General features: G+C 67.4%; 30 protein-coding genes. 12 read left to right on the plus strand and 18 right to left on the minus strand.

The window, feature by feature from the left end; all coding sequences use genetic code 11:
• The 7 genes from F466_RS0109365 to F466_RS0109395 all read right to left on the minus strand — a co-directional run.
• Window positions 1-297: IS3 family transposase (locus tag F466_RS0109365; RefSeq protein WP_018993975.1), on the minus strand; the 297-nt coding region annotated here is incomplete at its 3' end.
• A complete protein-coding gene (locus F466_RS0109370) occupies window positions 297-587 on the minus strand; it encodes an IS3 family transposase (RefSeq protein WP_018993976.1) in 291 nt (96 codons plus the stop codon). The genes F466_RS0109365 and F466_RS0109370, both read right to left, overlap by 1 nt.
• Window positions 588-998: 411 nt before the next feature.
• Window positions 999-1685, minus strand: coding sequence for an SMC-Scp complex subunit ScpB (gene scpB / locus F466_RS0109375; RefSeq protein WP_018993977.1), 687 nt, complete (start codon window positions 1683-1685; stop codon window positions 999-1001).
• Complete coding sequence (locus F466_RS0109380) at window positions 1682-2539, minus strand: ScpA family protein (RefSeq protein WP_012983092.1); 858 nt, start codon at window positions 2537-2539, stop codon at window positions 1682-1684. Before F466_RS0109380 ends, scpB begins: the two co-directional genes overlap by 4 nt.
• Window positions 2540-2571: 32 nt before the next feature.
• Entirely contained in the window at window positions 2572-3792 is a 1221-nt protein-coding gene (locus F466_RS0109385) for a tryptophan--tRNA ligase (RefSeq protein ID WP_018174099.1), read from the minus strand.
• A 44-nt stretch (window positions 3793-3836) separates the two neighbouring features.
• The gene (locus F466_RS0109390) at window positions 3837-5198 is read right to left on the minus strand and encodes a DUF945 family protein (protein ID WP_018993978.1); all 1362 of its coding nucleotides are present in this window, start codon (window positions 5196-5198) and stop codon (window positions 3837-3839) included.
• 30 nt (window positions 5199-5228) lie between these two features.
• A complete protein-coding gene (locus tag F466_RS0109395) occupies window positions 5229-5843 on the minus strand; it encodes an L-threonylcarbamoyladenylate synthase (protein WP_018174101.1) in 615 nt (204 codons plus the stop codon).
• A 111-nt stretch (window positions 5844-5954) separates the two neighbouring features.
• Between F466_RS0109395 and F466_RS0109400 the strand changes: the two genes are divergently transcribed.
• Together F466_RS0109400 and F466_RS0109405 are read left to right on the plus strand one after the other, a co-directional pair.
• Window positions 5955-6251, plus strand: coding sequence for a YciI family protein (locus tag F466_RS0109400; protein ID WP_018174102.1), 297 nt, complete (start codon window positions 5955-5957; stop codon window positions 6249-6251).
• Window positions 6252-6253: 2 nt separating this feature from the next.
• Window positions 6254-7123, plus strand: coding sequence for a peptidylprolyl isomerase (locus F466_RS0109405; protein WP_018993979.1), 870 nt, complete (start codon window positions 6254-6256; stop codon window positions 7121-7123).
• Between the two features lie 23 nt (window positions 7124-7146).
• Here F466_RS0109405 and F466_RS0109410 read toward each other — a convergent pair whose 3' ends face one another.
• Entirely contained in the window at window positions 7147-7695 is a 549-nt protein-coding gene (locus F466_RS0109410) for a copper chaperone PCu(A)C (protein ID WP_018993980.1), read from the minus strand.
• A gap of 167 nt (window positions 7696-7862) precedes the next feature.
• On the opposite strand from F466_RS0109410, the gene F466_RS0109415 reads away from it, so the two are divergent.
• The 5 genes from F466_RS0109415 to F466_RS0109435 all read left to right on the plus strand — a co-directional run bounded on the left by F466_RS0109415 (window position 7863) and on the right by F466_RS0109435 (window position 14066).
• Window positions 7863-9182, plus strand: a complete 1320-nt coding sequence (locus tag F466_RS0109415) for an efflux RND transporter periplasmic adaptor subunit (protein WP_018993981.1) — start codon at window positions 7863-7865, stop codon at window positions 9180-9182.
• Window positions 9175-12369, plus strand: a complete 3195-nt coding sequence (locus tag F466_RS0109420; RefSeq protein WP_018993982.1) for an efflux RND transporter permease subunit — start codon at window positions 9175-9177, stop codon at window positions 12367-12369. Before F466_RS0109415 ends, F466_RS0109420 begins: the two co-directional genes overlap by 8 nt.
• Before the next feature lie 91 nt (window positions 12370-12460).
• Complete coding sequence (locus tag F466_RS0109425; protein ID WP_018993983.1) at window positions 12461-12898, plus strand: hypothetical protein; 438 nt, start codon at window positions 12461-12463, stop codon at window positions 12896-12898.
• Between the two features lie 67 nt (window positions 12899-12965).
• Complete coding sequence (gene nth / locus F466_RS0109430; protein ID WP_018993984.1) at window positions 12966-13613, plus strand: endonuclease III; 648 nt, start codon at window positions 12966-12968, stop codon at window positions 13611-13613.
• 27 nt (window positions 13614-13640) lie between these two features.
• Window positions 13641-14066 (plus strand): DUF1841 family protein, encoded by a 426-nt coding sequence (locus F466_RS0109435; protein ID WP_018174105.1) that lies wholly within the window; start codon window positions 13641-13643, stop codon window positions 14064-14066.
• A gap of 1 nt (window position 14067) precedes the next feature.
• Here F466_RS0109435 and F466_RS0109440 read toward each other — a convergent pair whose 3' ends face one another.
• From F466_RS0109440 to F466_RS0109450, 3 genes are read right to left on the minus strand one after another with little or no spacing between them, the layout of a single operon-like run.
• Entirely contained in the window at window positions 14068-17208 is a 3141-nt protein-coding gene (locus F466_RS0109440) for an efflux RND transporter permease subunit (protein WP_018993985.1), read from the minus strand.
• Window positions 17205-18332, minus strand: coding sequence for an efflux RND transporter periplasmic adaptor subunit (locus F466_RS0109445; protein ID WP_018993986.1), 1128 nt, complete (start codon window positions 18330-18332; stop codon window positions 17205-17207). The genes F466_RS0109440 and F466_RS0109445 overlap by 4 nt, the downstream gene beginning before the upstream one ends.
• Before the next feature lie 30 nt (window positions 18333-18362).
• On the minus strand, window positions 18363-18815 hold the full coding sequence (locus F466_RS0109450; protein WP_018174108.1) for a hypothetical protein: 453 nt from the start codon (window positions 18813-18815) through the stop codon (window positions 18363-18365).
• 122 nt (window positions 18816-18937) lie between these two features.
• Here F466_RS0109450 and F466_RS0109455 point away from each other — a divergent pair, with 122 nt between their 5' ends.
• Window positions 18938-19372, plus strand: coding sequence for an SRPBCC family protein (locus F466_RS0109455; RefSeq protein ID WP_018137756.1), 435 nt, complete (start codon window positions 18938-18940; stop codon window positions 19370-19372).
• A gap of 18 nt (window positions 19373-19390) precedes the next feature.
• Here the strand turns inward: F466_RS0109455 and F466_RS0109460 are convergent, their stop codons facing one another.
• Complete coding sequence (locus tag F466_RS0109460; RefSeq protein ID WP_018993987.1) at window positions 19391-20548, minus strand: MFS transporter; 1158 nt, start codon at window positions 20546-20548, stop codon at window positions 19391-19393.
• Between the two features lie 45 nt (window positions 20549-20593).
• Complete coding sequence (gene aroC, locus F466_RS0109465) at window positions 20594-21700, minus strand: chorismate synthase (RefSeq protein WP_018137754.1); 1107 nt, start codon at window positions 21698-21700, stop codon at window positions 20594-20596.
• A gap of 124 nt (window positions 21701-21824) precedes the next feature.
• Here aroC and F466_RS0109470 point away from each other — a divergent pair, with 124 nt between their 5' ends.
• Together F466_RS0109470 and F466_RS0109475 are read left to right on the plus strand one after the other, a co-directional pair.
• Window positions 21825-22331 (plus strand): heme-binding protein, encoded by a 507-nt coding sequence (locus tag F466_RS0109470; RefSeq protein WP_018137753.1) that lies wholly within the window; start codon window positions 21825-21827, stop codon window positions 22329-22331.
• A 68-nt stretch (window positions 22332-22399) separates the two neighbouring features.
• Window positions 22400-22855, plus strand: coding sequence for a rhodanese-like domain-containing protein (locus F466_RS0109475; protein ID WP_018137752.1), 456 nt, complete (start codon window positions 22400-22402; stop codon window positions 22853-22855).
• Between the two features lie 30 nt (window positions 22856-22885).
• Here the strand turns inward: F466_RS0109475 and rnk are convergent, their stop codons facing one another.
• The 5 genes from rnk to F466_RS0109500 form a co-directional block, all read right to left on the minus strand.
• Window positions 22886-23296, minus strand: a complete 411-nt coding sequence (gene rnk, locus F466_RS0109480; RefSeq protein ID WP_018993988.1) for a nucleoside diphosphate kinase regulator — start codon at window positions 23294-23296, stop codon at window positions 22886-22888.
• A gap of 146 nt (window positions 23297-23442) precedes the next feature.
• Window positions 23443-23787: a rhodanese-like domain-containing protein gene (locus F466_RS0109485; protein ID WP_018993989.1), complete on the minus strand. Its 345-nt coding sequence runs from the start codon at window positions 23785-23787 to the stop codon at window positions 23443-23445.
• A 62-nt stretch (window positions 23788-23849) separates the two neighbouring features.
• Window positions 23850-24518 (minus strand): thioredoxin family protein, encoded by a 669-nt coding sequence (locus F466_RS0109490; protein ID WP_018993990.1) that lies wholly within the window; start codon window positions 24516-24518, stop codon window positions 23850-23852.
• A 12-nt stretch (window positions 24519-24530) separates the two neighbouring features.
• The gene (locus tag F466_RS0109495; RefSeq protein WP_018993991.1) at window positions 24531-24983 is read right to left on the minus strand and encodes a glycine cleavage system protein H; all 453 of its coding nucleotides are present in this window, start codon (window positions 24981-24983) and stop codon (window positions 24531-24533) included.
• The gene (locus F466_RS0109500) at window positions 24983-25381 is read right to left on the minus strand and encodes a hypothetical protein (RefSeq protein ID WP_018993992.1); all 399 of its coding nucleotides are present in this window, start codon (window positions 25379-25381) and stop codon (window positions 24983-24985) included. The genes F466_RS0109495 and F466_RS0109500 overlap by 1 nt, the downstream gene beginning before the upstream one ends.
• 167 nt (window positions 25382-25548) lie before the next feature.
• On the opposite strand from F466_RS0109500, the gene F466_RS0109505 reads away from it, so the two are divergent.
• Both F466_RS0109505 and F466_RS0109510 read left to right on the plus strand, forming a co-directional pair.
• Entirely contained in the window at window positions 25549-26106 is a 558-nt protein-coding gene (locus F466_RS0109505; protein ID WP_018137747.1) for a hemerythrin domain-containing protein, read from the plus strand.
• Window positions 26099-26815 (plus strand): hemerythrin domain-containing protein, encoded by a 717-nt coding sequence (locus tag F466_RS0109510; RefSeq protein WP_018993993.1) that lies wholly within the window; start codon window positions 26099-26101, stop codon window positions 26813-26815. The genes F466_RS0109505 and F466_RS0109510 overlap by 8 nt, the downstream gene beginning before the upstream one ends.
• Window positions 26816-26936 lie beyond the last annotated feature (121 nt).

Below are 26936 nucleotides of genomic sequence, written 5' to 3' on the forward strand. Positions count from 1 at the left end.
GACCACGAACGCCCGCTTCCAGACCGGGCGCAGCCCCTGCTCCCGCATCAGACGGCGGACCCGGTAGCGGCCGACCTCAACGCCATCCGACCGCAGCGCCGCCTGCACACGGCGGCTGCCGTAGGTCCACTCCGACTGTTCGAACGCCTCCTTGACCCGCTGTCCCAGCGCACAAGGCCGGCGCAGTCGCCGGCCGCGCGTCTGCGCCGCGTAGTAGCCCGAACGGCTCGCCTCCAGCAGATCGCAGACCCGCTGCACCGAAGCCTTCTCCGTCAGGGTCGTGATGCAGCGATGCATCACTTCAGTTCCCGGGCGAAGAAGGCGGAGGCCTTTTTTAGGATGGCCTTGTCTTCCCGCAGCCGACGGTTCTCTTCCTCCAGCTCCCGGATTCGCCGCTGCTCCGGCGTCAGGGGCCGGCCGTCGCCGGCTTCTCCAGCGCGATCCGCCTTGAGCTGCTCGACCCAGCGTCGAACGGCCGTCTCGCCGACCCCGGTGTCCCGCACCACTTGCGGCACATTCTGGCCCTCATCCACCACCATCCGGGCCACCCGAAGCTTGTACTCCGGATCAAAATTCCTGCGTCCCATATCGTCTCCTCGATCAGATCCCAATCATTCCACCGATCGAGGTGTCCACGAAAATTAGACCAGCACACCATCCATAAGCACAATCGCCGGGACAGCTGTTGCCTTGACCTTCACCCCCGTTGTCGTCGCGCCGAGTGGAGAGGGTTTTCGCGGGAAGAGAGGCGCTGACTGTCTGAGCGGAGCGTAGCGCAGCGAGTTTCAGCGCCGCCCGCGAAAACCCTCGGAGCGAGGGAAACCCCGGCCCGCACAGCGGGCCGGGGTCGCGGCAGTCGGGCGTGTTTCTTGGGTACTTCTTTGCACGAGCAAAGAAGTACCTCGCGGCACGCTCGCGAGTGAGCGCACGGCAGTATGCGGACCGAAGGCACATAAACACCGGACGCCGAACCAGGGCCAGCCTTGAAGCGCCGACGGCTAGCGGGTGTCGTCGTCGGATTCGGGGGCGGGCTCGAGGCGGAGCTGGCCATTGGCGTCGTCCTCGGGCGGTGCCAGGGTGAAGCCCGCGTCGGAGGCGACGTCCGCCAGGTCGCGGATCGCGTCCAGCGGCGGCAGCTCCTCCAGCCGCTTCAGGCCCAGGTCGTCGAGGAACGTCCGCGTCGTCGCATACAGCGCAGGCCGACCGGGCACCTCCTTGTGCCCTACCACGCGTACCCATTCGCGCTCCTGCAGGGTACGCATGATGCCGGAGCTGACTGCCACGCCGCGTACCGCCTCGATCTCGGCGCGCGTCACCGGCTGGCGATAGGCAATGATCGCGAGCGTCTCCAGCAGCGCGCGCGACAGCCGCGCGGGGCGTTCGGGCTGCGCCGCCTGCACCGTGGCCGAGAAGCGGGCCCGCACCCGGAAGCGGTAGCCGCCAGCGGTGCGCACCAGCTCGATGGCGCGATCCGAATAGCGCTCCTGCAGCCGGCCAATCGCCTGGTCCAGGGTCGGCTGATCGATCTCGCCAAGGTCCTCGCAGGCGGCCTTCAGGTCGCGCGGCGCGACCGGCTCGGCGGCGGCAAACAGGACCGCCTCGATCGCGAGTTCGATGGCACCGAGCGTGTCGGTGTCGATCTCGGTAGCGGCTTGCGGGGCCTCAGGGCTGGTGACGTCGTTCATGCATCCTCCGTGTCCGGCCGGCCACCCCGACGGCGCAGGCGAATCGGGCTGTAGGGTTCGCTCTGGCCCCACTCCACCAGGCCGGACTTGGTCAGCTCCAGCACGGCGAGAAACGAAACCACCACGCCCTGGCGCCCTTCAGAGGCGAGCAGGAGCGTGACGAAGTCGGTAAAGCGCTCCGGGTGCAGGACCTCGAGGATACTGCTCATGCGCTCGCGCACCGACAACTGCTCGGTGGAGATGTGATGGTGTGCGGAGAGGCTGGCCCGATGCATCACGGCGGCCAGGGCCTCCATCAACTCGTCCATCGTGGGGGCCGGGGGTGGCGGCCCCTCCAGTGCCTCGACGCTGGCAGCGGCGGCGTACACGTCGCGGTCCATGCGCGGGATCTCGTCCAGCCGTTCGGCCGCGGTCTTGAACTGTTCGTATTCCTGCAGCTGCCGGATCAGCGCCATGCGCGGATCCGTGTCCTCGTCCGCGTCAGCCTGCACCGGGCGCGGGAGCAGCATGCGCGACTTGATCTCGGCAAGCAGCGCCGCCATCACCAGATACTCGCCGGCCAGCTCCAGGCGCAGCGCGCGCATGACCTCGATATACGCCATGTACTGACGGGTGATCTCGGCGATCGGGATGGCGAGGATGTCGAGGTTCTGCCGGCGGATCAGGTACAGCAACAGGTCCAGCGGACCTTCGAACGATTCGAGGAAGACCTCCAGTGCATCCGGGGGGATATACAGATCGGCCGGCAGCTCGGCCACCGGCTCGCCATGCACGCGATAGACAAACTCGCCTTCCGCTCCGGTCTCGACCGTCGCGGAGTTCTCCAGGTCCGTCAGCTCATCGCGCGGGTCCATGGCTCATCTCGGTGGGAGCTTCCCGAATGGGGTCATCGCAGGTAATCCAGGCCCATCACGCGGCGTACCTCTTCCAGGGTCTCGCGCGCCTCTTCGCGCGCGGCCTCGGAGCCCTCGACGATGATCGAGCGCACCAGGGCCGGGTCCTCGGCATACTCCTTGGCGCGCTGCTGGATCGGCTCCAGTTCCGCCTGCACCTCTTCGATCAGCGGGCGCTTGCAGTCGATGCAGCCGATCCCGGCCGAGGTGCAGCCCTCGTGCAGCTCGGCACGGCTGGCCTCGTCGGTATAGACCAGGTGCAGGTCCCAGACCGGACACTTCTCCGGCGTGCCGGGATCAGTACGGCGCACGCGCGCCGGGTCGGTCGGCATGGTGCGGATCAGTTTTTCCACCTCGGCCGGCTCGGTGCGCAGGCTGATGGTGTTGCCATAGCTCTTGGACATCTTGCGCCCGTCCAGCCCCGGCATCTTCGCAGTGGGCGTGAGCTTGGCCTGGGGCTCCGGCAGGATGATCTTGCCACCACCTTCAAGGTAGCCGAACAGGCGTTCACGATCCCCCAGCGAGATGTTCTGCTGCGACTCGAGCATGGCCCGGGCCACTTCCAGCGCCTCGTCCTCGCCGTGCTCCTGGAAACGCTTGCGCAGGTCGCGGTAACGCTTGGCGGCCTTTTTGCCCATCTTGTCGACCGCGGCCTCGGCCTTCTCCGCAAACCCCGGCTCGCGGCCATAGAGATGGTTGAAGCGGCGCGCGATCTCGCGCGTGACTTCCAGATGCGATACCTGATCCTCGCCAACCGGGACCATGCCGGCGCGGTAGGCGAGCACATCCGCGCTCTGCAGCACGGGGTACCCCAGAAAGCCGTAGGTCGCCAGATCCTTCTCGCGCAGCTGTTCCTGCTGGTCCTTGTACGTGGGCACGCGCTCCAGCCAGCCGAGCGGGGTAATCATCGACAGCAGCAGGTGCAGCTCCGCATGCTCCGGCACGCGCGACTGCACGAACAGCGTGGCGGAGCCGGGACTCACCCCGGCCGCCAGCCAGTCGATCACCATCTCGGTGACATGCTGTTGCAGATCACCCGGGTCTTCGTAGTGCGTGGTCAGCGCGTGCCAGTCGGCGACGAAGAAGAAGCACTCGTAGTTGTGCTGCAGCTCGATCCAGTTTTTCAGGACGCCGTGATAATGGCCCAGATGCAGGTGCCCGGTCGGGCGCATGCCCGAGATCACGCGCTGGTTCGTTCCCTGGTTGCTGGTCACGAGTGGTTCCTTCTCCGTTATTCGTGGGGTTCGTTGGGCACGATTCAGAACATACCGCCCGACAAGGCAAACAGCATGCCCAACAGGGCCGCCGTACGATCGCGTTCGTTCACGTACACCCGACCGTCTTCCATATTCAGGTGCCCGCGCCAGAGCTCGGCATCGGCGTCGCGCTGCAGCCAGCCCTGCGCCGCCAGGGCATGGAGACGCTCGTCCAGCTCCGCGTCGGGATAGGCCGCGTCGAACTCGCGGACCCATTCCAGCCCGAGCCGCAGCTCGCTGTCCAGTACCAGGGTCTCCAGTGGCCGGGTGCGGAAGCCGCGCGCATCACCGCGCAGGCCCAGTTCGGTCTCCAGGGCCACCTGATGCGCGGGGGATTCATTGAACGAGGCCTTCAGCTCGACCGCCGGCCGATGCTCGATCATGCGTTCGATCGCATCGGTGATCACCGACCCGCCGAGCGCCAGACGCTGCCCGCGTTCGAGGTCACGCTCCTGCAACACCTCCAGGTCCTGGATCATCTGCAGCAGTGCCGGGCGATCCCAGCGCAGCATCGCAAACTGGAGATCGACAGTCTCGAGTTCCAGCACGTCGGCGTCCGCCTCGCGCAGGCGGACCTCGTCGATCTCCAGGCGCAGGCGGCTGTCCAGGCGATCGTTATTGGTCTTCTGGAAGGCATTCACCCGCGGCCGGGTCAGCTCCATCTCGCCCTGCTCGTCGCGAAAGCGCAGCTGCGCGGCCGCCAGGCCGCCCTCGTAATCGGGCAGGCGGCCGTAGATGCCATCCTCGTCTGGTTCAAACACGGTCGCAAAACGGCCCTGCTCCACTCGCAGGTCCGCCTCGTCGTCATTCAGACGCAGTGCGGGCAGGTCCAGGCTCAGCAGCAGCTGCTCCGCCGACCAGGCAAAGCGCCCCTGGCCCGCATCCAGCTCGAGCCACAACGGCCCTTCGCCATCAACACGGTCGGCCACATCCGGGACCTCCATCAGGTCCAGCGTCAGGGGCTCGAACTGCACACGCGTAGTCAGACGACCACCCATGCCGGCGTGCGTCTGCACGACCAGATCGAGCTCGTGCAGCAGATGGGCCGCGAGCGAGCCCTCCGGGGCCTCGAGGGCACCCAGGTCCACGTTCGATTCGCCGCGGGCGCCGAGCACGCCGTGGCGTACCCGATGTTCCAGCGGAATGACCAGTTCGGTCTCGCCGTCATTGAGCGTCAGCTCGCTGCGAGCGGTCGCGGTGCGATAGCTGCGCCGGTATTCGACCATCTCGTGGCGCAGATCCACCTCGCCGATGCGTGCCTGCTGGGCCTCGGTCACGTTGCGCTCGACCTGCCCACCGACAAACACCGGCCAGGCGGCGACCACGATCAGCAACACCAGTACCAGCACGATCCATTTACGCATCACGCATCTCCCCGGGCCTCCATGCCCCTGCTATTCCTCAAGAAACGCCACGTCGCCGACACCGTGACGGATGATCTCCGGTACGTCACCGGTCAGGTCGATCACGCTCGTCGGCTCCAGGGTGCCGGCCCCGCCATCGACGACTTCGTCCACGACCTTTGACAGCCGCTCGTCGATCACCCAGGGCTCGCTCAGCGGCAGATCCTCGCCCGGCAGTTGCAGCGTCGCGGTCATCAGCGGCGATCCCAGTTCCTCCAGCAGCGCCGAGACGATGCGGCTGTCCGGAACGCGCAGGCCAATGGTGCGCCGCTTGGGGTGCTGCAGGCGGCGCGGCACCTCGCGCGTGGCCGGCAGGATGAAGGTATAGGGCCCGGGCGTCAGGCCTTTCATCAGGCGAAAGGCCGTGTTGTCGACCTTGGCATAGACGCCAAGCTCCGAGAGATCCCGGCACAGCAGCGTGAGGTGATGGGTCTCGTCGACCTGGCGAATGCGGCGGATACGGTCGGCGCCGGCCTTGTCGCCCGGCAAACAGGCCAGGGCATAGCAGGCATCGGTCGGGATCGCGATCACGGCGCCCTCGTGCAGCCGATCCAGGACCTGCCGGACCAACCGGGGCTGCGGGTTTTCGGGGTGTATCGCGATCATGAAGTCGGGCCACTGATGACAAGGCGCGCAGTGTAGCGCATGGTGGGCGCCGCTTATAAGGCGGTCTGGCTGCGTTAGAATTTACGTCCCAACCCACGGAGACGCCGATCAATGCTCTACATGATCCAGGGCCAGGACGCGCCCGACTCGCTGGATGCCCGCCTCGCCGCGCGGCCGGAACACGTCGCCCGCCTGCAGGCGCTGCACGACGCCGGTCGCCTGGTCCTGGCCGGTCCGCTGCCGGCGATTGACAGCAACGACCCGGGCCCCGCCGGGTTCACCGGCAGCCTGATCGTGGCCGAGTTTCCGTCGCTGGAGGCCGCCCACGACTGGGCCAACGCCGACCCCTATGTCGCCGCGGGGGTCTATACCTCGGTGGACGTTCGTCCTTTCAAGCAGGTGTTTTGATCATGCGTACCCGTCCCGCCGCGCTCGTTGCCACTCTCGCCCTCGCGGGCCTTCTGGCCGCCTGCGGGAATGGCGACGAGGGTCTGCCGCTGCCCGACGAAGAGGCTAGCGAGCTCGACACGGTCATCACCGATACCGATGACGAGGACACGGTGGCCATCGTTAACGATCGTGCGATCACCCGCGCCGACCTGTTCACCTATGCCGGCATGGACGAGGATCCGGGGTTGGCCACGCAGGGCGAAGGTGTGCTGGACGAGGTCATCAGCCTGGAGCTGCTACGCCAGGAGGCGTTGAAGCGCGGGCTGGGCGACGACCCCGAGATCCAGCGCATCCTGAAGATGGTCGAGACCAATCTGCTGGCTTCGATGCTGATGGAGCGCATCGCCGAGGAGCTCGAGATCAGCGAAGAGGACGTGGAAGCGGAATACGAGCGCCAGGTCGAATACCTGCGCGGCACGGAGTACCGCGCGCGTCACATCCTGGTCGAGGACGAAGACAGCGCGCGCGAGCTGCTGGCACAACTGGACGACGGGACGGATTTTGCGGAGCTGGCCGAGGAGCACTCCATCGACCCGGGATCCGCCGCTCGGGGCGGAGACCTGGGCTGGTTCACGCCCGATGGCATGGTGCCGGAATTCGCCGCCGCCACCGAGGCCCTGGAGCGCGGCGAGACCACCGATGCGCCCGTGCAGTCCCAGTTTGGCTGGCACCTGATCCGTCTGGACGACACCCGCGAGGTGGAAGTCCCGCCGCTGGACGAGGTGCGCGCCGAGATCATCGAGATCCTGGAAAGCCGCGCCATTCAGGAAAAGCTGGAGGCCCTGCGCGCCGAGGCGACGATCGAGATCCCGAACCGGCCGGAGAACTGATTCGGCCCGTTCGGGCGGGCGCGTCAGTGCCCGTGACCGCCGTGCCCGTGACCCGCGTCATCGTGTTCCATGTGATCGTGCCCGGCACCCCCCTCGGCCTCGCCGCGGCGGACCTGCATGTGCAGATCCATGGTCTCGCCGTCCTCAAAGGTCACACGTACGGCGACCCAGTCACCGGCCGTCAGCGGCTCGTGCAGACCGATGAACATCAGGTGCAGGCCGCCCGGCTCCAGCACCAGGGCCTCGCCCGCGGGCAGATCCAGGTGTTCGACCTCGCGCATGCGCATCACGCCATCCTCGTGGGTGTGCTCGTGCAATTCGGTAGTCTCGGCGATCGGCGACTCGGCGGCCACGATGCGGCGATCGGACCCGCCGGTATTGCGCAGCTCCAGGTAGCCGGCGGTGGTATCCCCCGGTACCAGGCGCACCCATGGCGTGCCTTCCATCTCCAGCCCTTCCAGGCATTCGCACGCCTCCGGGGCCTCCTCGGCCATCGTGGTACCACCGCCCACACCGAGGCCAAGGACCAGGGCGACGGCCCCGAGATTTCGTAATACGCCGAGTTTCATCATCGCGCTCTCCAGATTTGTGGCTGGCCGCATACTAACCCAGCGAGGATCATCGAGGAGGCGGGGTCGCGCACACAGACAATTCGCTTAGAATAACGCGCCGGGAAGGAACCCTCCGACCCTTTAGTGCCTCCAACCGACCGGCCCTGCCCCATCCGACCGAGAACACCATGCCGCGCCTTCTTCGACGTGCCCTGCCCCCCTTGCTGATCCTCGCCGCTGCGATCGTGGGCTTCCTCGTATTGCGTGCGACGGGCCCCGAGGCGCCTGCGCCGGAGGCCACCGAGCGCACCTGGCCGGTGCAGGGGCTGGTGGCCGAGTTGGGCGAACACCACCCAGGCATCCTGCTGAACGGGCGCAGCGCGTCGGCCCAGACGGCCACCCTGCGCGCAGCCGTGGAGGGCGAAATCGAAGCCGTCCCAGCCCGGATCGGGGCGCGCATGGAGGCTGGCGAAACCCTGTTGCGCATCGACCCGCGCGAGGCGGAACTGCTGCTCGTCCAGCGCACGGCCGAACGCCGTGAGCTCGAGGGCGCAAAAGAGAGCGAGGAGATCCGCGCCCGCTTCGATCGCGAGGCCCTGGTGCGCGAACGCGAACTCCTGGAGATCGCCGAGCGTGGGCTGCGCCGGGCGCAGAACCTGCGCGAACGCGATCTCGGCTCCGAGACCGACGTGGACACAGCCCGGGAGGCCCTGGAACAGGCCAGCCTGACGTTGGACAACCGCGAGCAGGCGATTGCCGATGCCCCGATGCGCATGGCCCAGGCAGAGGCCCGCCTGGAGCGCGCGCGGGCTGCCGAGGATCAGGCGCGCATCGATCTCGAGCGCACCACGATCACCGCACCCTTCGATGCCCGGATAGTCGAAGTCGAGGTGGCCGTCGGCGAGCGTGCACGCCCGGGCGACCCGCTGGTGCGCCTGTTCGCGCTCGACGACCTGGAGATTCGCGCCAGCATCCCGGCCTACATCCTGCCGCGCATCGAGGAACTGCTGGACGCGGGCGAGGAGCTGACTGCCCATGCCCGGGTGGGCGGGCGCACGGTGCGCACGGAACTGGCACGCCTGGAAGGCGAGACGCGCGCGGGCGAAGCCGGGACGCGCGGCGTCTTCGAGGTACGCGAGGGTCATTCGGCGCTGAACCTAAACCGCTTCGTCGAGCTGACGCTGCGGCTACCGGCCGAGGCCGACAGCGTGGCCGTGCCCTACGAGGCCCTGTATGGCCGAGACCAGGTCTTCCGCGTCGTCGATGGCCGCATGCAGTCGTTGCGGATCGAGCGCCTCGGCGAGTTCGTGACCGACGCCGGGGACGTCCGGGCGCTAATCCGTCACCCGGATCTGGAGACGGGCGACATCCTGGTCGCCACCCGCCTGCCAAATGCCGTGGACGGGCTGAAGGTCGAGGTCGAGGAGCCCGGCGAACGCCCGGACCGCGATGCCGCGATCCCGCGCGCCTCCGACAGCAACGGGGAACAGGACCCGAACGATGACTGACGCCGATCCCGGCCAGCGCGCCGGCGACGGCCCGAACGAGCGCCCGATGCCCGGCGGGGGATCGCGCGACAACGGCCAGCCACCGCGTGGTCCGATTCAGCTGTTCCTGGAACACCGCCTGGCCGCGAATCTGCTGATTGCGCTGATGCTGCTGGCCGGGGCGTTCGCACTGACCAAGCTGAACACCCAGTTCTTCCCGAACTTCGAACTGGACTTCATGGTCGTGGAAGTGGTCTGGAGCGGCGCCAGCGCGGAGGACGTGGAACAGGCGATCATCGATCCCCTGGAGCAGGACCTGCGCACCGTGGACGGCCTGCGCAACATGACCTCGACCTCTGCGCTGGGCGTTGGCGTGGTCACGCTGGAGTTCGAGGCGGGCACCGACATGACGCGGGCCGCCGAGCAGGTCAACGACCGCGTCGACCAGCAGCGCAATCTGCCGGAAGACGCGGAAACCCCGGTGGTCAAACGGATCATCCGCTACGAGCCCGTGGCGCGGCTGCTGATCACCGGCCCGGAAGACCCGCAGCAGCTGCGCCGGCTGGCCCGGCAGTTCGAACGTGAACTGCTAGATGCCGGGATCGCCCAGATCGAGTTCACCGGGCTGACTGAAGACGAGATGGCCATCCAGGTGCCGGCGCGCGAGCTCTATCGACTGGACATGACGCTGGACCAGATCGGTGCGCAGATCCGCGAGATGGCGCAGGACTTCCCCGCCGGCTCGGTCGGGCGCGACGATACCGCGCGCCAGATTCGCAGCCTGGAGCAGGCCCGCGATGTTGTCGGCTTCGAGCGGCTGATCCTGCGCGGCGACACCGATCTGGGGCGGATCAGGCTGGGCGATATCGCCGACATCGAACTGCGCCCGCGCGATGGCGAGGTACGCACCCGTGCCAACGGCAAGCCCGCTATCGAGATGCAGCTGCTGCGCTCGGAGACGGGTGACTCGCTGGAGGCCGCGCGCGTCCTCGAAGACTGGCTGGAGGAGACCAAACCCGCCCTGCCCCCGGGCGTGGATCTCCAGGTGATGGATGCCTTCTGGGAACTGCTGGCCGAGCGCATCAACCTGCTGCTGAAAAACGGCCTCGGCGGCCTGATGCTGGTGCTGGGGATTCTGTTTTTGTTCCTCAACCGGCATGTCGCGCTACGCGTGGCGCTGGGCATCCCCATCGCGTTCACCGCCGCGTTTGTCGTGCTGTGGCTGGTGGGCGGCTCGATCAACATGATCTCGCTGTTCGGCTTCATCATGTCGCTGGGGATCATCGTCGACAACGCGATCGTGGTCTCGGAGCATGCCTACAGCCTGCACCAGCGCGGGCTGGACGCGGGCCGGGCCGCACGCGACGGCGCCCGGCGCATGGTCGGTCCGGTGATCGCAGCCTCGCTGACCACGGTCGCCGCTTTCATGCCGCTGATGCTGATCGGCGGGGTAATCGGAAACATCCTGTTCGACATCCCGCTGGTGGTGATCTGCGTGATCGTGGCAACCCTGCTGATTGCGTTCCTGATCCTGCCGGCCCACCTGAAGGGTGTGATGCATCGGCTCAAGGAGCCCGCCCCGAACAGCCTGCGGGCACGCTTCGACGCCGGCTTCGAACGGCTGAGAAATGGCCCGTTCCGCCGCGCTGTTACGCACTCGGTGGACCACGCGGGCGTCACCCTGGCACTGGCCGTGGGCGCGCTGATCCTGGCCATTGGTCTGGCCGCCAGTGGCCGCATCGGCTTCACCTTCTTCCCCTCGCCCGAGGGCACCATCGTCAACGCCGGGGTGAACTTCGTCGCCGGCACCCCGCCGGAGCGGGTGGAGTCGTTCCTGATCCACGCCGAGCGCGCTCTTGAGGAGACCGAGGAGGCATTGGGCGGCAACCTCGTGCGCACCTCCGTGACCCGCCTCGGCAAGGGGATCGACCCGGGCGATGGCAATGCGCCCAAGGGGGAGCAGTTCGGCAACATCCAGGTGGAACTGGTCTCGCCGGAAGAACGGACCGTGCGCAATCGCGAGTTCATCCGCGAATGGGAGGACCGCATCCGCCAGGCCCCGGGAATCGAGAACTTCTCCATCGACGAGCGCCAGACCGGTCCGCCCGGGCGTGACCTCGATATCCGCCTGACCGGGGACGACCCGCATGTACTGAAGGAGGCGGCGCTGGAACTGGCCGACATGCTGGACGACTTCCCCGGGACGTTCGCCACCAGCGACGACACCCCGTTCGGGCGCGAGCAGTTCGTATTCCAGCTGAAGCCCGAGGGCCGCGCGGTCGGGCTGACGACCGAATCGGTCGGGTTGCAGCTGCGCAACGCCTTTGATGGCTACCTCGCCCAGCTCTATCAGGACGGGCTGGAGGAAGTGGAGGTGCGCGTACGACTGCCGGATGGCGAGCGCCACCGCAGCGAGAGCCTGGAGCGGCTGAACCTGCGCCTGCCGGACGGGGCCTTCGTGCCACTGGACGACGTCGTGGAACTGCGTTCACGCCAGGGGTTCGAGACCCTGCGCCACGCCGATACGCGGCTGGCCATTCAGGTCTCGACCGAGGTGGATCGGGCGGTGAACAACGCCGCCCGTATCCGGGCGGCACTCGAGGACGGGCCGCTGGACGAGCTGGCTGCCCGCTATGGCGTCGAGTACTCCTTCGAAGGGCGCGCGGCCGACCAGGAAGAGACCTTTGCCGACATGCGGATGGGCCTGCTGCTGGCGCTGGGGCTGATGTACATCGTGCTGGCCTGGGTGTTCGCCTCCTGGGGCTGGCCGCTGATCGTGATGGCAATCATCCCGTTCGGGATTCTCGGCGCACTGTTCGGGCACTGGGTGATGGGTGTGGAGCTCACCATCCTGTCACTGTTCGGCCTGTTTGGACTGACCGGGATCGTGGTCAACAACTCGATCATCCTGGTCAGCTTCTACCAGGGGCTGCGGGAGACCGGACTCGCTCTGCGCGAGGCGATCGTAGAGGCCGCCTGTCAGCGCCTGCGCGCGGTCATCCTGACCTCGGTCACCACGATCGCCGGGCTTACACCCCTGCTGTTCGAGCGCTCGGTGCAGGCCCAGTTCCTGATCCCGATGGCGATCTCGATCGTGTTCGGACTGGCCTTCGCGACCCTGCTGGTGCTGTTCGTGATCCCCGCCCTGCTGCGCCTGTACGAGGGGCGCTTCGGGCGCGCGGAGGCCACCGAGACACCTGTTTCTTGATTCTCGCTCGCCAGCGAGTAAACTTCCGGCGCCACGAATTCCGTTTCACCGGGGCCTGGCCCCGGCAATCCAAACGTCCCAGGAGATAGGCATGGCTGGACATTTCCCGTTTGCTGGTAAGCGCGGCACGCGCTACGGCCTCGCCCCGCGCGGCACCATCGCCGCCTTTTTCGAAAACCACGGGTTCAACGAGGACCTGCAGGAGAAGTACTACAAGTGGTGGTACGACTGGGCCAAGGACTTCGTCGAGAAGGACGCCGACCTCTCCTACACCATGATCACCAAGTTCGACAGCTATCCGATGGGCACCCATGCCCACCACGCGTTCCATCTGAACGGCAAGTACTGGCCGAGCTGCCTGGACGAGCTGGGCTCGTTCATTCGCGACGTCATCTTCCCGAAGATGGACGAAAAGGCGATGCACGATCTCGAAGAGAAGCACGCCAAGATGATCAAGGACCTGGAGAAGGAAGCCGAGTCCAACCCGCGCGAAGCGGCCCCGGACGTCGGTCTGTTCCGCCACGTCTGATCGGCAGCCTTGCCGCAGCATCCGGCCCCGCCCTGCGGGGCCGGTTTGTTTAGGGAAACACTGATTAATGAACGCCGCGAAGCGTGAAGCCATCTTCGAACGCCTGAAGGCGGCGAACCCCGAGCCGACCACCGAGCTCGAATACAACACGCCCTTCGAACTTTTGATCGCAGTCATCCTGTCGGCCCAGGCCACGGATGTCGGCGTGAACAAGGCCACCCGCCGCCTCTACCCCGCCGCCAACACGCCCGAGGCGATCCTCGCGCTGGGGCTGGACGGGTTAAAGGAACACATCAAGACCATCGGCCTGTACAACGCCAAGGCCGAGAACGTGATCAAGACCTGCCGCATCCTGGTCGACCAGCACGGCGGCGAGGTTCCGCGCGACCGCAAGTCGCTGGAGGCCCTGCCGGGGGTGGGCCGCAAGACCGCGAACGTCGTCCTGAATACCGCCTTCGGCGTACCCACCATCGCGGTGGACACCCACATCTTCCGGGTCGCCAACCGCACCGGACTGGCGCCCGGCAAGAACGTGCTGGAGGTCGAGAAGCGGCTGATGCGGCTGACGCCAAAGCCCTATTTGCAGGACGCCCACCACTGGCTGATCCTGCACGGACGCTATGTCTGCAAGGCGCGCAAGCCCGAATGCTGGCGTTGCCCGATCGAGGACCTGTGCGAGTACAAGGCGAAGACGCCACCCCCAGCCGGGGCCTGACCGCCCCCATACCTTCGAGGAACCCCCATGTACGGCAACCGCGACCAGATCCGCACCCAGTTCGTCGACGCCTGGCACAAGGCGCAGGCCGGCGAGACGCTGACCGACCTGGAACAGCAGCTGGTGGACGTGATCTCGGAACACCCCGAGTACCACGAATTCATCAAGGACCGCGAGACCGCGCTGACTGGCGAATTCCCGCCGGAGCTGGGCACCTCCAACCCGTTCCTGCACATGGCGATGCACCTGAGCCTGCGCGACCAGGCCCGCACCGACCGCCCAGAGGGTATCCACGCCCTGCACCAGGGCCTGTGCGCCCGCTTCGGGGTGATGGACGCCGAGCACCGGATGATGGAGTGCCTGGGCCAGGCCCTGTGGGAGGCGCAGCGCAACAACGTGGCGCCAGACCAGAACGCCTACATGGAGTGCCTGCGCCAGCTCGCCGGGCGCTGACTCAGGCGCGCTGCGGCTCTGGCGCGGGCCGCCGGTCCAGCCCCAGCCGATCCAGCAGCACCAGCATCGCAGGCGTGAACAGCAACGTCAGCGGCGTGGCGACAAACAGGCCACCGGCGATCGCGGTCGCGAGCTGCACCCAGAAGCCGGTCACCGGCGCCCCGACGTAGAAATCCCTTCCGGCGAAATCCACGGTCCAGGCCAGCACCATCGGCATCAGGCCGAGGATGGTGGTGATCGCGGTCAGCAGCACCGGCCGCATGCGCTGGGCCGCCGCGCGCAGGGCCGCCTCCAGGGCATCCAGCCCGCGTCGACGCTGCTCGTTGTAGGTGTCGATCAGCACGATGTTGTTGTTCACCACGATCCCGGCCAGTGCCAGCACCCCGATCCCGCTCATCACGATGCCGAATGGCTCGCCGCGCAGCAGCAGGGCCAGCAACACCCCGGCGGTGGAGAACACGATCGCCGACATCACCAGCAGCGCCTGCGAGAACCGGTTGAACTGGGTAACCATCATCGCGAGCATCAGGAACAGCGACAGCGCGAAGGCCGCGAGCAGGAAGCGCGCCGCCTCGGCCTGCTCCTCGGCCTGGCCGCGAAACCGCAGCTGCACGTCCGGGTCCAGGTCCATCCCGGCGATGCGCGCCTCCAGCGCGCGCTGACGCTCGTCCACCAGAAAGCCGCTGGCCGCATCCGCCTCCAGGGTGTAGGCGCGGTCACCGTCGCGGCGCTTGATCAGGCCGGTGGCCGGAACCGGCACCAGTTCCGCGAAATGCGCCAGCGGCACCAGCCCGGTCGCGCCGGGAAGGTTCAGGGTGGCCAGCTGCTGCAGGTGGCGCTGCTCCGCCGGCAGGCGCAGGCGGATATCGACCTCCTCGTCGCTGTAGTCCGGGCGGTAGCTGCCGAGCTGGATGCCGCGGGTCAGCAACTGCACGCCCTCGCCCAGCAACGGCACGTCCACGCCGAAGCGCGCCGCCTGCGTGCGATCGAAGCGCACCTCCAGTTCCACCCCGGGCAGCGGCAGGTCGTCGGTCACGTCCTCGAAGCCGCCCAGCTCGTCCATCGCACTGCGGATCTCGCGGATCACCGGCGCAATGCGATCGGCGTGGCGACTGGAGGCCTCGACCACGATCGGCCGACCCTCTCGTGGCCCTCGTTCCTGGGCACGAAACTGCAGGCGGATGCCCGGCAGGTCGGCGGTACGCTGGCGCAGGTCCTCGATGATCGCGGCCGCCGGCGGGCGCTCGCGCCAGGCGATCAATTCCAGCTGGATCAGCCCGACCAGGTCTTCCGGGTAGTCGCCCTGCAGCCGCCCGAGCTGGGTACCGATGGTCCGCGCATAGACATGCTGGATCTGCGGCACCCCCTGCAGGCGCCCCTCCACCTGCCGCACCAGTGCGTCCGCCTCCCACACCGACAGGTCGCCGCGCGCCTGTACCTGCACCTGCACGAAGTCTGGTTCCACCTGCGGGAAGAACTCCACCCCGCGCCCCTGCTGGGCGTACAGCGCATAGGCGGCGGCCACCAGCGCCAGCGTGGCCGCGAGCGTCCAGACGGGGCGGCGCACCAGCGGCTGCAGCAGGCGGATGTAGGCGCGGGTCAGGCCCTGCAGTTCGTCATAGCGGCCGTCCTCGGCCGCGCGCACGTAGCGCGTCTGGGCCGCGTTGATCGGCCGGCTCTGGCCGATCACGGCCCCCAGCGCCGGGATAAACACCAGCGCCATCGCCAGCGAGGCGATCAGGGTCACGATCACCGTGGCCGGCAGATAGACGATGAACTCGCCGACCATACCGGGCCACAGCAGCATCGGCGCGAACACCGCCAGCGTGGTCCCGATCGCGGTGGTGATCGGCCAGGACATACGCTGCGCCGCGGCGCGGAAGGCATCCCGCCGCGGCATGCCTTCGGCCACATAGCGGTCGGCCAGCTCCACCACCACGACCGCACCGTCCACCAGCATGCCGACCACCAGGATCAGCCCGAACAGCACCACCACATTGAGCGTGAAGCCCATCAGATAGATCGCCAGGATGCCACCGAGGAAGGCCCCGGGGATGGCCACCCCCACCAGCAGCGCCGCGCGCGCCCCCATCATCGCCAGGATCACCAGCGCCACGATCAGCACCGCAGCGATCACGCTGTTCTCGAGATCGCCCAGCAAGTCGTCGACATCGCGCGCCATGTCCTGCAGGTAGGTGACCTCGACCGTCTCCGGCCAGTCGGCACGCGCCGCCTCGATGGTCGCGCGCGCGGCCGCCACCACCTCCAGGATGTTGGCCTCCGAGGCCTTGCGGATCTCCAGCGACACCGAGGGCTGGCCGTCGATGCGGGTGAAGCCTTCCGGGTCCAGATAGCTCTGGCGGACCTCGGCGACATCGCGCACCCGCACCACCGCGTCGCCCTCCACCCGGATCGCGGTATCCAGCACGTCGTCGACATCGTCGATGGTGCCCGGCACCCGCAGCGGGATGCGCCCGGCCCCGGTGTCCAGCGCCCCAGCCGCGACCAGACGGTTATTGCGTTCGATCGCCCGGGTCAGCTCGTCGAACGACAGCTCGAAGGTCTCCAGCACCAGCGGATCGACCAGCACCTCCATCTGCTCCTCGCGGTCGCCGCCGACATCCGCCTCCAGCACCCCGGGGATCGCCTCCACGCGGTCGCGCAGGTCGCGCGCCAGACGCACCAGCGTGCGCTCGTCCAGCGGCCCGGACAGGTTCAGCGTGAGCACCGGGAACAGCGACAGGTCGACCTCGGAGACGCTCGGGTCCTCGGCCCCGGCGGGCAGTTCCGGGCGCACCTGGTCGACCTCCTCGCGCAGGTCCGACAGGGCCCGGCGGTTGTCCCAGCCGGGCTCGAAGTCCAGCCGCACCAGGGCAAAGCCCTCGCCGGCCCAGGACTGCATCTCGTCCACCCCGGGCAGGGTCTGCAGTTCGCGCTCCAGCGGGCGCAGCATCAGGCGCTCGGCATCCTCCGGACTGACCCCCGGATACGGCACGGACACGAAGAAGATGGGGATGTCGATCTCGGGGGCCGCCTCCTTGGGCACCACCTGGTAGGCGGTCGCGCCCAGTACCAGGATCAGCAGCAGGAACAGCAGCACCGTCCGGGCGTGTTCTACCGCCCAGGCGATCAGGGCCTTCACGGCAGCGCCCCGCCCACCGGTTCCGGCCCGGCCGCGCCCGTCGATGCCTCGGTGGACCGGGGCCGGACGGTCTCGCCCGGGGTCACGAAGCCGTGGCCGATGGTGATCACCCGTGCGCGCTCCGGCAACCCGGTGACCCAGACGCCATCGGTGGCGGCGCGGATCACCTCGACTGCGTGGAAGACCACCCGGTCGTCGTCATCCACTGTCTTCACCCCGACCCGGCCGTTGTCGTCCAGTCCCATCCAGGCCGGCGAGAGCTTGTGCGCCGCGACCGTCTCGGTCGGGATCTCAACCCCGGCGCTGATCCCGGAGGGCAGCGCCTCGTCGGCATTCGGGACCTCGACCTCCACGCGGAAGGTCTGGGTGCCGACCTCGGCCACCCGCGAGACGAACCGGACCTCGCCCTCGGCGCGGCGCCCGTCCAGGAAGCGGATGCGCGCCGCCTGGCCCGGCTCCACGCGCCCGATCTGGTGCTGCGGCACATGCACCACCGCCAGCAGCGGGTCGTTGTCCACGATCTCCGCCACCGGGTCGCCACGTGCCACGAAGTCGCCCCGCTCCGCCAGGCGCTGATTCACCACCCCGTCCACCGGGGCGATAATGCGCGTGTTGCGGATATCCAGCTCGATCGCCTCCAGCTCCGCCCGGGCGGCCTCGCGCTCGGCCTCGCGGGCCTCCAGCTGGGTGCGAGATACATGGCCCTGATCGTGCAGCCGCTGGGCGGCCTCGTATTCGCTCTCGGCCCCGCGCAGCCGCGCGATCGCCTGGCGCCGGCGCGCCTCGCGGTCGTCCATGCGCAGTCGCGCCAGGGGTACGTCGGCGGCCACGCGTGCCCCGCGGGCCACCTCCCACTCGGCCACCTGGCCGGCGGTCTCGGCGCGCACCATCACGCGCAAATCCGGCTCTACTCGCCCCTGCAGCACCAGCAGGCGCTCCACCGGGTCCGCCTCCAGCGTGGTCACGGCCACCGCCATCGGCTGCGGCTCGGCCGCCCGTGGCGCCTCGTCGGCCTCGCGCCCGAACATCCCGGAGGCGATCCAGACGATCACCAGCAGCAGGATGCCCAGCGCGAACAGCACGCGCCCCTGCCCGCGCAGGCGCTGCCACCAGGAATCAGCCATCGCCCCGTCTCCCCTGTGTGCCGGCTGTACTCATTTTGCCCCACCGAACAGGCGCTGCCACCAGCGCCGGCGGCTGCCGGTCGGCGGCATCGCTGCCTGCAGATCCACGGGCGGGACCCGCGAGAGTACCCAGCCGGGCAGTATCCTCAGCCCCGAGGACCCGCAACTGGCCCCCAAGTGGTTCGGGTCGAAGATCTTCACGAAGCTTGGGGCATCACGATCGTCGACATAGACGATGCCGCAGTAATCTTCGTCGTGGTCCTGCCGCAGCAAGTGATCGACCTCCTCCAGGAAGCGCCGGAAATCATCCGCCGGCACTGGCGCCTGGGGCACTGCATCGCCCACGGCATAGATATACCAGTGGTCGTCCGCCCGTTCGCGCAGCCGCGCCCACAAGGCTTCCAGGTCAGTCCAGTGCAGCACGCCGGTGCTGCCCGCCTGGAAGCGCTTGAGAAACTCGGGTTCGGCGGACGGGGCGGACATCGCGGTAACCGGTGGGGGGTGAACCGTCATCGTAGCCCGCCGCAGACTCGCTTGCATGGAACCCACGGCCTGCGCGAGCCTCTGATCAGCAAGTACCGCTCAACCTTCCCGGCAGCCGGACGATGCGTCAGCTCACCCACAACACCTCTCTCCACGCGGAACCGGAGCAGGTCTTCGACCTGTTGAGCCATGTGCCCAACTTTGTCGATCTGTGCGACAACGTCGAGCATATCGAGCCGCTGGGGGGCGCGCGCTACCGCTGGACCATCCGCGCGGCGGGGATGAAGCTGCACTTCGATGTGGAGGTCTGCGAGGCGGCGCGCCCGGAGTATTTTGCCTGGCGCTCGATCCGCGGTATCCAGAATCGGGGCAGCTACCGGCTGAGTCCGGGCGAACCCGGCCACACGCAGGTGGAGTTCGAGCTGCAATACCGCCTGGGCAGCCCGCTGCTGGAGGCCGCGGTGCGCCGTGCCGCGAACTCGCTGGTCGAACGCGTCTCCGGTCAGTTGATGACCCGTGTGCAACGCCGGCTCGATGCCGAGAACGGGCGCGCCTGACGCTTCAAGCGGCGCGGCCTATGGCGTGCGTACTGGCGTCTTGTGTCGCCACTCCCCGTATACCGAGGCCAGCACGCCAGCCGCCGCCAGAAACGCCGCGAACACATAGACCGAGGCGGGGCTGATGCCATCCCAGAGGTAGCCCGCGACCAGGCTTCCGCTGGCACCACCCATCCCGAATGCCAGGGAAGAGTACAGGGCCTGCCCGCGCCCTTGTAGGCGCCCGGGAAAGAAGTAATGGATCAGCGAGATGGCGGCCGCGTGATAAACGCCATAACTCGCCGCATGCAGGGCCTGGATAAACAGCAGCATGGGCAGCGAGTCAGGTATGGCGGCCAGAAGCCCCCAGCGCAGGGTGGTCAGCACCAGTGCCACCGACACCAGGAACCAGGCGCCGAAGCGCAGGATCAGCCTCGGCATCAGCAGGAACAGGACCACCTCCGCCGCGACCCCGAGCGCCCACAGCTGGCCGGCCACCGCGCGCGAGAACCCGGCCTCCTCCAGATACAGCGTGAAAAACGCGTAGTACGGGCCGTGGCTCGCCTGCATGAAAAAACAGGCCACAAACAGCGCGATCACCTCGGGCCGCTTGAGTACTGCCACCAGCGCCGGGACGTTGTTGTCCTGATCCAGGTCGCGCACCGGCTCGCGCACCCAGAGGGTCGTCAGCCAGAGGGTGGCGAAGATCCCGAGGACGATCCAGGGCAGCCAGGCGATGTCGATCTGGTCGAACGCCCAGCCCAGCAGCGCGACCGCCACGATAAACCCGACCGACCCCCACAACCGGACCAGCGCGTAGCGATGGGCATCGCGACCCAGCGTACGCATGGTGGTCGCCTCGAACTGCGGGAGGATCGCATTCCAGAAAAAACTGAAGGCGGCCATTACCACGGCCAGCCACCAGTAGCCGGTGTACAGCAGCACCCCGGCAAAGGCGACCACACCGCCAAAGGCCCCCCAGCGGGTGATCGGCATGTGCGCGCCGGCGCGATCCGCGAGCCAGCCCCAGACGTTGGGTGCAATGATCTTGGTGGCGAGCACGATCGCCATCAACTCGCCGATCTGCGATCCGCTAAAGCCGGCCTCGGACAGATACGGGCCCCAGAACGGCATGAACGCGCCGAGGCTCGCGAAATAGAAGAAGTAGACCGTGGACAGGCGTGCGCTGGGGATCACCGGAGCGGACCCCCGGCGATGCGGGCACGACGGAGCGCGCCCATATCAGTCGTGCGGCAGGTCGCGCAGTTCCGGCAGACCGGTGTCACCGACGTCGGCGTTTTGTCCGCGATGGCGCAGGGCATGGTCCATCAGCACGAGTGCCATCATCGCCTCCGCGATCGGGGTCGCGCGGATGCCTACGCAGGGGTCATGGCGGCCCTTGGTGACCACCTCCACCGGTTCGCCGGCGGTGTTGATGCTGCGTCCGGGCAGACGGATGCTCGAGGTCGGCTTGAGCGCGATGCTCGCACGCACGGCCTGGCCGGTGCTGATCCCGCCCAGCACGCCGCCGGCGTGGTTCGACAGGAAGCCGTCGGGGGTGATTTCGTCACGGTGCTCGGTACCCCGCTGGGTCACCGACTCGAAGCCGGCCCCGATCTCCACACCCTTGACCGCATTGATGCTCATCAGCGCATGCGCCAGTTCCGCATCCAGGCGATCGAACACCGGCTCGCCCCAGCCTGCCGGCACACCGACAGCCTCGACGGTCACCCGCGCGCCAATCGAATCGCCGGACTTGCGCAGGGCATCCATGTATTCCTCCAGCTCTGCGACCTTGTCCGGGTCGGGGCAGAAGAACGGATTGTCGTTGACGATCTCCGGCTGCTTCGCCTCCAGCTCGATCGGGCCCAGCTGTGACAGCCAGCCACGGATCTCGATCCCGTAGCGCTGCTGGAGGTAGCGCCGGGCGATGCCACCCGCCGCGACACGCAGCGCGGTCTCGCGCGCGGAGCTGCGCCCGCCGCCGCGGTAATCGCGCGAGCCGTATTTGCGGTGATAGGTGTAGTCCGCATGCCCCGGGCGGAAGCGATCCATGATCTCGCTGTAGTCCTTGGAGCGCTGATCGACGTTCTCGATCAGCAGGCCGATCGGGGTGCCGGTCGTTCGGCCCTCGAACACCCCGGACAGAATGCGCACCTGGTCCGGCTCGCGGCGCTGGGTGGTGTGGCGCGACTGTCCCGGCCGGCGGCGATCCAGATCAAACTGCAGGTCCGCCTCGCAAAGCTCCAGACCAGGCGGACAGCCGTCCACCACCGCGCCCAGGGCCGGCCCGTGACTCTCACCAAAGGTACTGACGACGAACAGTCGCCCAAAGCTGTTTCCCGACATGCGCGATAGTGTATCCGCGCCGCGCGGTGCTGTCGCCTGTCGCGAGCCCGACCGGGCAGCAAAGCCAAGATGTTTCTGCCATGATCGGCAGCGCAGCACCCATAACAAAAGACAGGAGATGGATATGTCGCGTTCGATCAAGCGTCTGGCCGCCGGTACCGCCGCCGCGGCCTGTCTGGGACTGGCCAGCGTGGCCCAGGCCGACGTGTTCAACCAGCGCATGATGAGCATGGAACTGGCCAACGACATCGCCGAGGCCGCGGTGCTGGCCTGCCGCGAGAAGGGACACCAGACCAGCGCCGTGGTCGTTGACCGCGCCGGGAACGATCGCTCCGTAATGCGCGACAATCTGGCGGCCGTGCAGACTATCCAGATTGCCGGCGACAAGGCCCGCGCCACAGTCATGTCCGGCACCAGTTCCGGCAGCTTCCGCGACAACCGCGAAGAAATCCGCATGGAGATGAACCACGTGGACGGCATCATCATGCTGGCCGGCGGGCTGCCGATCGAGGTGGCCGGCAGCATGATCGGCGCGGTGGGCGTGTCCGGTGCTCCCGGTGGTGATCTGGATGAAGAATGTGCCCAGGCCGCGCTAGACTCGGTCCAGGAACGACTCGACTTCGCGATGTAATGCCATTGCAACCCCAGGGATCGGGGCGCGCGGCCAGGGATGGCCGCCCACCCGCGTCCGGAGCTTGAATGGAAGACCCTCTCGCCAATCAGAAGACGGTTCCCGCGCCCGGCGTACGCCGGATCCGCCCGCAGGAGGCGCATCAGCGGCTGCAGGAGCGCCCGCGCGACCTGCTGATCGACATCCGCTCCACGATGGAATTCCTGTTCGTCGGGCACCCGCAGGGCGCCATCCATATCCCGTGGATCGACGAACCGGACTGGACCGTGAATCCTCACTTCGTGCCCCAGGTACGCAAGCTGCTGCTGGGCGGGGCCGAGGATCACAGCGAGGATGCCCCCGCGCTCTACCTGATCTGCCGCAGCGGCAAGCGCACGCTGGCCGCTGGCCAGGCCCTGGTCGATGCCGGTATCGAGAACGTGTACTCGGTGGAAGAAGGTTTTGAAGGACCGCTGGACGAACACCACCAGCGTTCCACCCGCGGCGGCTGGCGCTACCACGGGCTGCCCTGGGAACAGTGCTGAGCGAGTCAGCGCCTGACGCAACTGAACTCGCTAGCGGTGATACTCGCCGGCGCGCTCCGGCTGGTACTCGACGGCCTCGATGCGCACATGCATCTTCCCGCCACCCGGGCGCGGCCATTCGATCTCGTCCCCCTCGGACAGCCCCAGCAGCGCACTGCCCACCGGCGCCAGAATCGACAACGTGCCGCCGCTCTCGTCCACGTCACGCGGATAGACCAGCGTCAGCGAGAACTCCTCGCCGGACTCGATCACCCGGAAACGGACCCTGGAATTCATCGTGACCACCGAACCCGGGATCTGGCGCGAATCAACGACATCCGCGCGGTCCAGCTCGGCCTCCAGGTCGGCCTTGCCGGGAAAGCTGTCGTCCGGCAGCGATTCCAGCAGCTTGTCCAGGCGCTCCATGTCCGTGTTGGAGACGACGATCTTCGGATTACTCACCTTTACACACTCCAATAAAGCAGAACGCGCCCCCACCGGAGGCGCGCTGAATAAAACGGGGACAAATCCCAAATCGGAGAATCAGACCCGAGAGTAGCCAAGCCCCGGCCAAAAAGCCATATCAGCCGCGACTGGCATTCCTGCGATCAAGTCTGCGTGTCACGCCACGCCGAGTAGCCACCACGCAGGACCCGGGCATCCATTCCCATCGCGCGCAGACTGTCCGCCACCAGCTGGGACCGGCCACGGCCCCCGCAGAACACCACGACGGGCTGCTGGGGGTCCTGCATGTGGGATTCGATGCTGGCCTCCAGCTTGGGCCGGGGGATATTCACCGCGCCTTCAATACTGCCTTCGGCCGCCTCCTCCTGCTGGCGCACATCCACTAGCAGAAAGGACCGCCCAGTTTGGCGCCAGTCGACCAGTTCCGCGGGGTCCAGATGCGGCAGCTCTTCTTCCAGTTCGGCGATGCGTTTGTCGAAAAGACTCACTGTCAGCGGCTCCGTTGAAGGCCCATGTGCAGCATTCTACCGCCTCGGCAGAAGCAGGACCCTCACAGGGACGGGCGCAGCAGGAGCGGCGCGATGCGCAGCGTAAACAGCAGTAGCGCGACGAACGCGGCTAGCGCACCGACCGCGGTCAGCATTGGCACGCCCAGCAGCCAGCCGAAGCCCATACCCAGCACAGCCAGATGTACCAGAATCTGCGGTGTCCAGGCCCACAGCCAGCCACCCGCAATCGGGTGCCCGGTAAAGCGCGGCAGCATGTGCTCGCCCAGCCCCATGATCAGCAGCAGCAGGAACCCGAGGGTAAAGCCGTGCAATGCGGCGGGACGCGCGGCCCCATCCAGAAAGAAGCCGCCCAGCGGCAAGGCGGCACCCGCGATCAGCAGCCAGATCATGGCGCCCAGTACCGAGGCACGGCTGGAGGCCGAAAGCCCCAGCCCGACATGACGTGCAGCCTTCTGCGTGCGCTCCGGCGCCTCGGCGACCAGCGCGGTCGCGGCCGTGCGGTCCAGCAGCCCGATGTGCTTGAGTTCGCCGTCCACGACCACGGCCGGGATGGAACGTATGCGCAACCGGGTCGCCAGTTGACGCCCCTCCGGCTGCCCCATGTCGACGACTGCGAAATCGATCTGTTTCTTCTCCGCCACCTCGCGCCAGATGCGCTCGGCATCGTGACAGGAGGCACACCATTCGGACACCAGCAGTTCCACCTTCATGAGTCCGTCTCCTCAGTCCGCGCAGCGCATGCAGTGGATGTCGTAGCGGTCGATCCACTGCTTGAGCCCGTCGACGGCTTCGGGCCCTGTATGCAGCCGCTCCAGCGCCTTTTGCGGGTCGTCCGGGCGCATCACCACCACCCAGGCATCGGTATAGGGGGCCACATTCACCAGCCCGGGGTCGGCCTCCACGGCCGGGTTGATGCGCTCAATGGTGCCGTCGAAGGGCGTGGGGATGCCCCCCGCCCACTTGCCGGACTCCAGCCGCGCGACCGGCTTGCCCGCGGCCCGATGCGAACCGGGCTTGCGAAAGCGGAAGTACTGTACGCGGCCCGCCATGGTCTGGGCGGGATCGGTGATCCCCAGGGTGAAGGTCCCGTCGCCCTCCGGGCGGACCCAGACATAGTCGAGGTCGTAGAACAGGTCGTCCGGCAACTCGCAGCCGTTGTATTCGGTATGGCTCATCACGCCCCCTTCGGGCCGTAGTGGCGCACGGTGAGTGCGATATTCAGCGCGAACAGGATCATCGCCCCCCAGGCCATCGCCCCGCCGACCGCAACAGTCGGGTTATGGAACATCATCCAGCCGGCGATCATCACCCAGAGACCGAGATTGGCCAGCACGAACTGCGCATGCCCCAGCCGTTCCGAGAACAGCGAACGCCCGGAGAAGCGCGGTAGTACGTGGAGCCCTACGCCGTAGATCATCATGGTGACAAAGCCGAGCAGCATCAGGTGACCATGGATGCGTGGCACATTGCCGGGGATCAGCCCCGGATGGGCCAGCCAGACGATGCTGATGAGTCCACCCAGCAGCGCATAGGCCAGCGCGGCCAGGATGAACATCCGGTTGCGTGGATGCATGTCGCGTTTGCTCCCTTTTTTGTTTGTTCTGCAGCGAGGCTAGACTACGATAAGATACATCGTAAATGCATTGATCGAGATCAACACGGACGCTTGCGCATTCAGTGACAGTACGCCCCACATGTGCGCTGAGCACACGCCGATTGCCCCGCCATCCGAGCCTATTGATGAAACTGCACCTCCAAGAACCCGCGCCCGGCTTCCACCGCCCGATCGAGCTCCTGCGGGCCTGTCATCGGCGGATCACGAACTGCCTCGACACAATGGAGCGGCTGTCGGGACACATCGAGCAGCACGGGGCCGACGCGGAGGCCCAATCCGCGGCTCGCCGTGTGCTGGCCTATTTCGAGCAGGCCGCCCCGCAACATCACGCCGACGAGGACCAGGATCTGTTCCCGATCCTGCAGGCGTACCGCGACCACCCCGAGGCCCATCCACAACTGGGTGAGTGGATGGATCGCCTGAGCGCGGAGCACCCCCAGCTAGAGGCTGGCTGGGACGCCCTGGAGCCTGCGCTGCAAAACATTGCGGCCGGGCACGCAGATCCGCTGGAAGGCGCGACTGACTGGATCCAGCGCTACCGGGCCCACCTCGAGCTGGAGGAACAAGCCGTACTGCCGCTGGCTGAACACCTGCTCAACGCCGAGGAACGCGCCCGTATCGGACGCTCCATGGCGCACCGGCGCGGCATCCCGGATGCGTACACGGAACCCGCCGATGAGTGACTTCCTGCTGGACCTGCGGGGGCTGGCCGACCACGCGCACACCCGCGCCTACTACACGCTGCGCGAACTGCAACCGGGTCAGGTCTTCGACGTCTGGCTGGATCAGGAGCCACAGCTGCTGATGGATGCGGTCAGCCTGCAGTTGCGCCACGCCATCCACTGGCAGGTGCAGGAGAACGGCCCGCCCCTGTGGAAGCTGCGCGTCCAGCGGCGCGAGGACGTCGCGCCCGTGGACCTTGTCGATCTGCTGCAGCGCGACCACCTGCGCATCGACCGGCTGTTCGCCAGCGCCCTGCACAAGGTCAATGCCGGCGATCTCGAGGGTGCAGCACCCGACTTCCAGGCCTACGTGGGAGGCCTGCGCCGGCACGTTCATGTGGAGAACGAACTGATCGTCCCGACACTGGAAATTTCGCGCGGGGCCGGCAGCCAGGACCCGGTCACGATCATGCTGCGCGAACATGACGAGATCCTGGAACAAACCGCGCTGCTGGAACACGAGTTCCAGGAAGGCGTCGAGGAGGCCTGGATGGTAGCCCCCTTCTTCGCCCTGATCTCCGGGGCCCTCGCCAAGCACGAAAGTCGCGAGGAGCAAAACGTCTTCCCGAACTGGGGACGCCGCCTGCGCCACGAACCCGACCTGGCGGCCGAACTCCTGGAGAAGGCCCGTCAGCACCTGGGGGATGACGCCATGACGCCCAATCGATAGGGGTCGGCAATACGCAAGGACTGTGTCACGATAGCTCATCGACACGGCCCGAAACGACGTGACACCACTCCACCCCGCTACCGGCTTCCCCCGCCTTTTCCAATGGCTTCGCGAGTGCCGC

It is taken from the genome of Thioalkalivibrio sp. ALgr1 (assembly GCF_000378285.1).
GTDB lineage: Bacteria > Pseudomonadota > Gammaproteobacteria > Ectothiorhodospirales > Ectothiorhodospiraceae > Thioalkalivibrio.

Excerpts from the sequence above, each read along its gene's own strand:
- F466_RS0109370 (WP_018993976.1), bottom strand. The coding sequence starts at position 587 with ATGGGACGCAGGAATTTTGATCCGGAGTACAAGCTTCGGGTGGCCCGG.
- scpB (WP_018993977.1), bottom strand. The coding sequence starts at position 1,685 with ATGAACGACGTCACCAGCCCTGAGGCCCCGCAAGCCGCTACCGAGATC.
- F466_RS0109380 (WP_012983092.1), bottom strand. The coding sequence starts at position 2,539 with ATGGACCCGCGCGATGAGCTGACGGACCTGGAGAACTCCGCGACGGTC.
- F466_RS0109390 (WP_018993978.1), bottom strand. The coding sequence starts at position 5,198 with ATGCGTAAATGGATCGTGCTGGTACTGGTGTTGCTGATCGTGGTCGCC.
- F466_RS0109395 (WP_018174101.1), bottom strand. The coding sequence starts at position 5,843 with ATGATCGCGATACACCCCGAAAACCCGCAGCCCCGGTTGGTCCGGCAG.
- F466_RS0109400 (WP_018174102.1), top strand. The coding sequence starts at position 5,955 with ATGCTCTACATGATCCAGGGCCAGGACGCGCCCGACTCGCTGGATGCC.
- F466_RS0109405 (WP_018993979.1), top strand. The coding sequence starts at position 6,254 with ATGCGTACCCGTCCCGCCGCGCTCGTTGCCACTCTCGCCCTCGCGGGC.
- F466_RS0109410 (WP_018993980.1), bottom strand. The coding sequence starts at position 7,695 with ATGATGAAACTCGGCGTATTACGAAATCTCGGGGCCGTCGCCCTGGTC.
- F466_RS0109415 (WP_018993981.1), top strand. The coding sequence starts at position 7,863 with ATGCCGCGCCTTCTTCGACGTGCCCTGCCCCCCTTGCTGATCCTCGCC.
- F466_RS0109420 (WP_018993982.1), top strand. The coding sequence starts at position 9,175 with ATGACTGACGCCGATCCCGGCCAGCGCGCCGGCGACGGCCCGAACGAG.
- F466_RS0109425 (WP_018993983.1), top strand. The coding sequence starts at position 12,461 with ATGGCTGGACATTTCCCGTTTGCTGGTAAGCGCGGCACGCGCTACGGC.
- nth (WP_018993984.1), top strand. The coding sequence starts at position 12,966 with ATGAACGCCGCGAAGCGTGAAGCCATCTTCGAACGCCTGAAGGCGGCG.
- F466_RS0109435 (WP_018174105.1), top strand. The coding sequence starts at position 13,641 with ATGTACGGCAACCGCGACCAGATCCGCACCCAGTTCGTCGACGCCTGG.
- F466_RS0109445 (WP_018993986.1), bottom strand. The coding sequence starts at position 18,332 with ATGGCTGATTCCTGGTGGCAGCGCCTGCGCGGGCAGGGGCGCGTGCTG.
- F466_RS0109450 (WP_018174108.1), bottom strand. The coding sequence starts at position 18,815 with ATGTCCGCCCCGTCCGCCGAACCCGAGTTTCTCAAGCGCTTCCAGGCG.
- F466_RS0109455 (WP_018137756.1), top strand. The coding sequence starts at position 18,938 with ATGCGTCAGCTCACCCACAACACCTCTCTCCACGCGGAACCGGAGCAG.
- aroC (WP_018137754.1), bottom strand. The coding sequence starts at position 21,700 with ATGTCGGGAAACAGCTTTGGGCGACTGTTCGTCGTCAGTACCTTTGGT.
- F466_RS0109470 (WP_018137753.1), top strand. The coding sequence starts at position 21,825 with ATGTCGCGTTCGATCAAGCGTCTGGCCGCCGGTACCGCCGCCGCGGCC.
- F466_RS0109475 (WP_018137752.1), top strand. The coding sequence starts at position 22,400 with ATGGAAGACCCTCTCGCCAATCAGAAGACGGTTCCCGCGCCCGGCGTA.
- F466_RS0109490 (WP_018993990.1), bottom strand. The coding sequence starts at position 24,518 with ATGAAGGTGGAACTGCTGGTGTCCGAATGGTGTGCCTCCTGTCACGAT.
- F466_RS0109495 (WP_018993991.1), bottom strand. The coding sequence starts at position 24,983 with ATGAGCCATACCGAATACAACGGCTGCGAGTTGCCGGACGACCTGTTC.
- F466_RS0109500 (WP_018993992.1), bottom strand. The coding sequence starts at position 25,381 with ATGCATCCACGCAACCGGATGTTCATCCTGGCCGCGCTGGCCTATGCG.
- F466_RS0109505 (WP_018137747.1), top strand. The coding sequence starts at position 25,549 with ATGAAACTGCACCTCCAAGAACCCGCGCCCGGCTTCCACCGCCCGATC.
- F466_RS0109510 (WP_018993993.1), top strand. The coding sequence starts at position 26,099 with ATGAGTGACTTCCTGCTGGACCTGCGGGGGCTGGCCGACCACGCGCAC.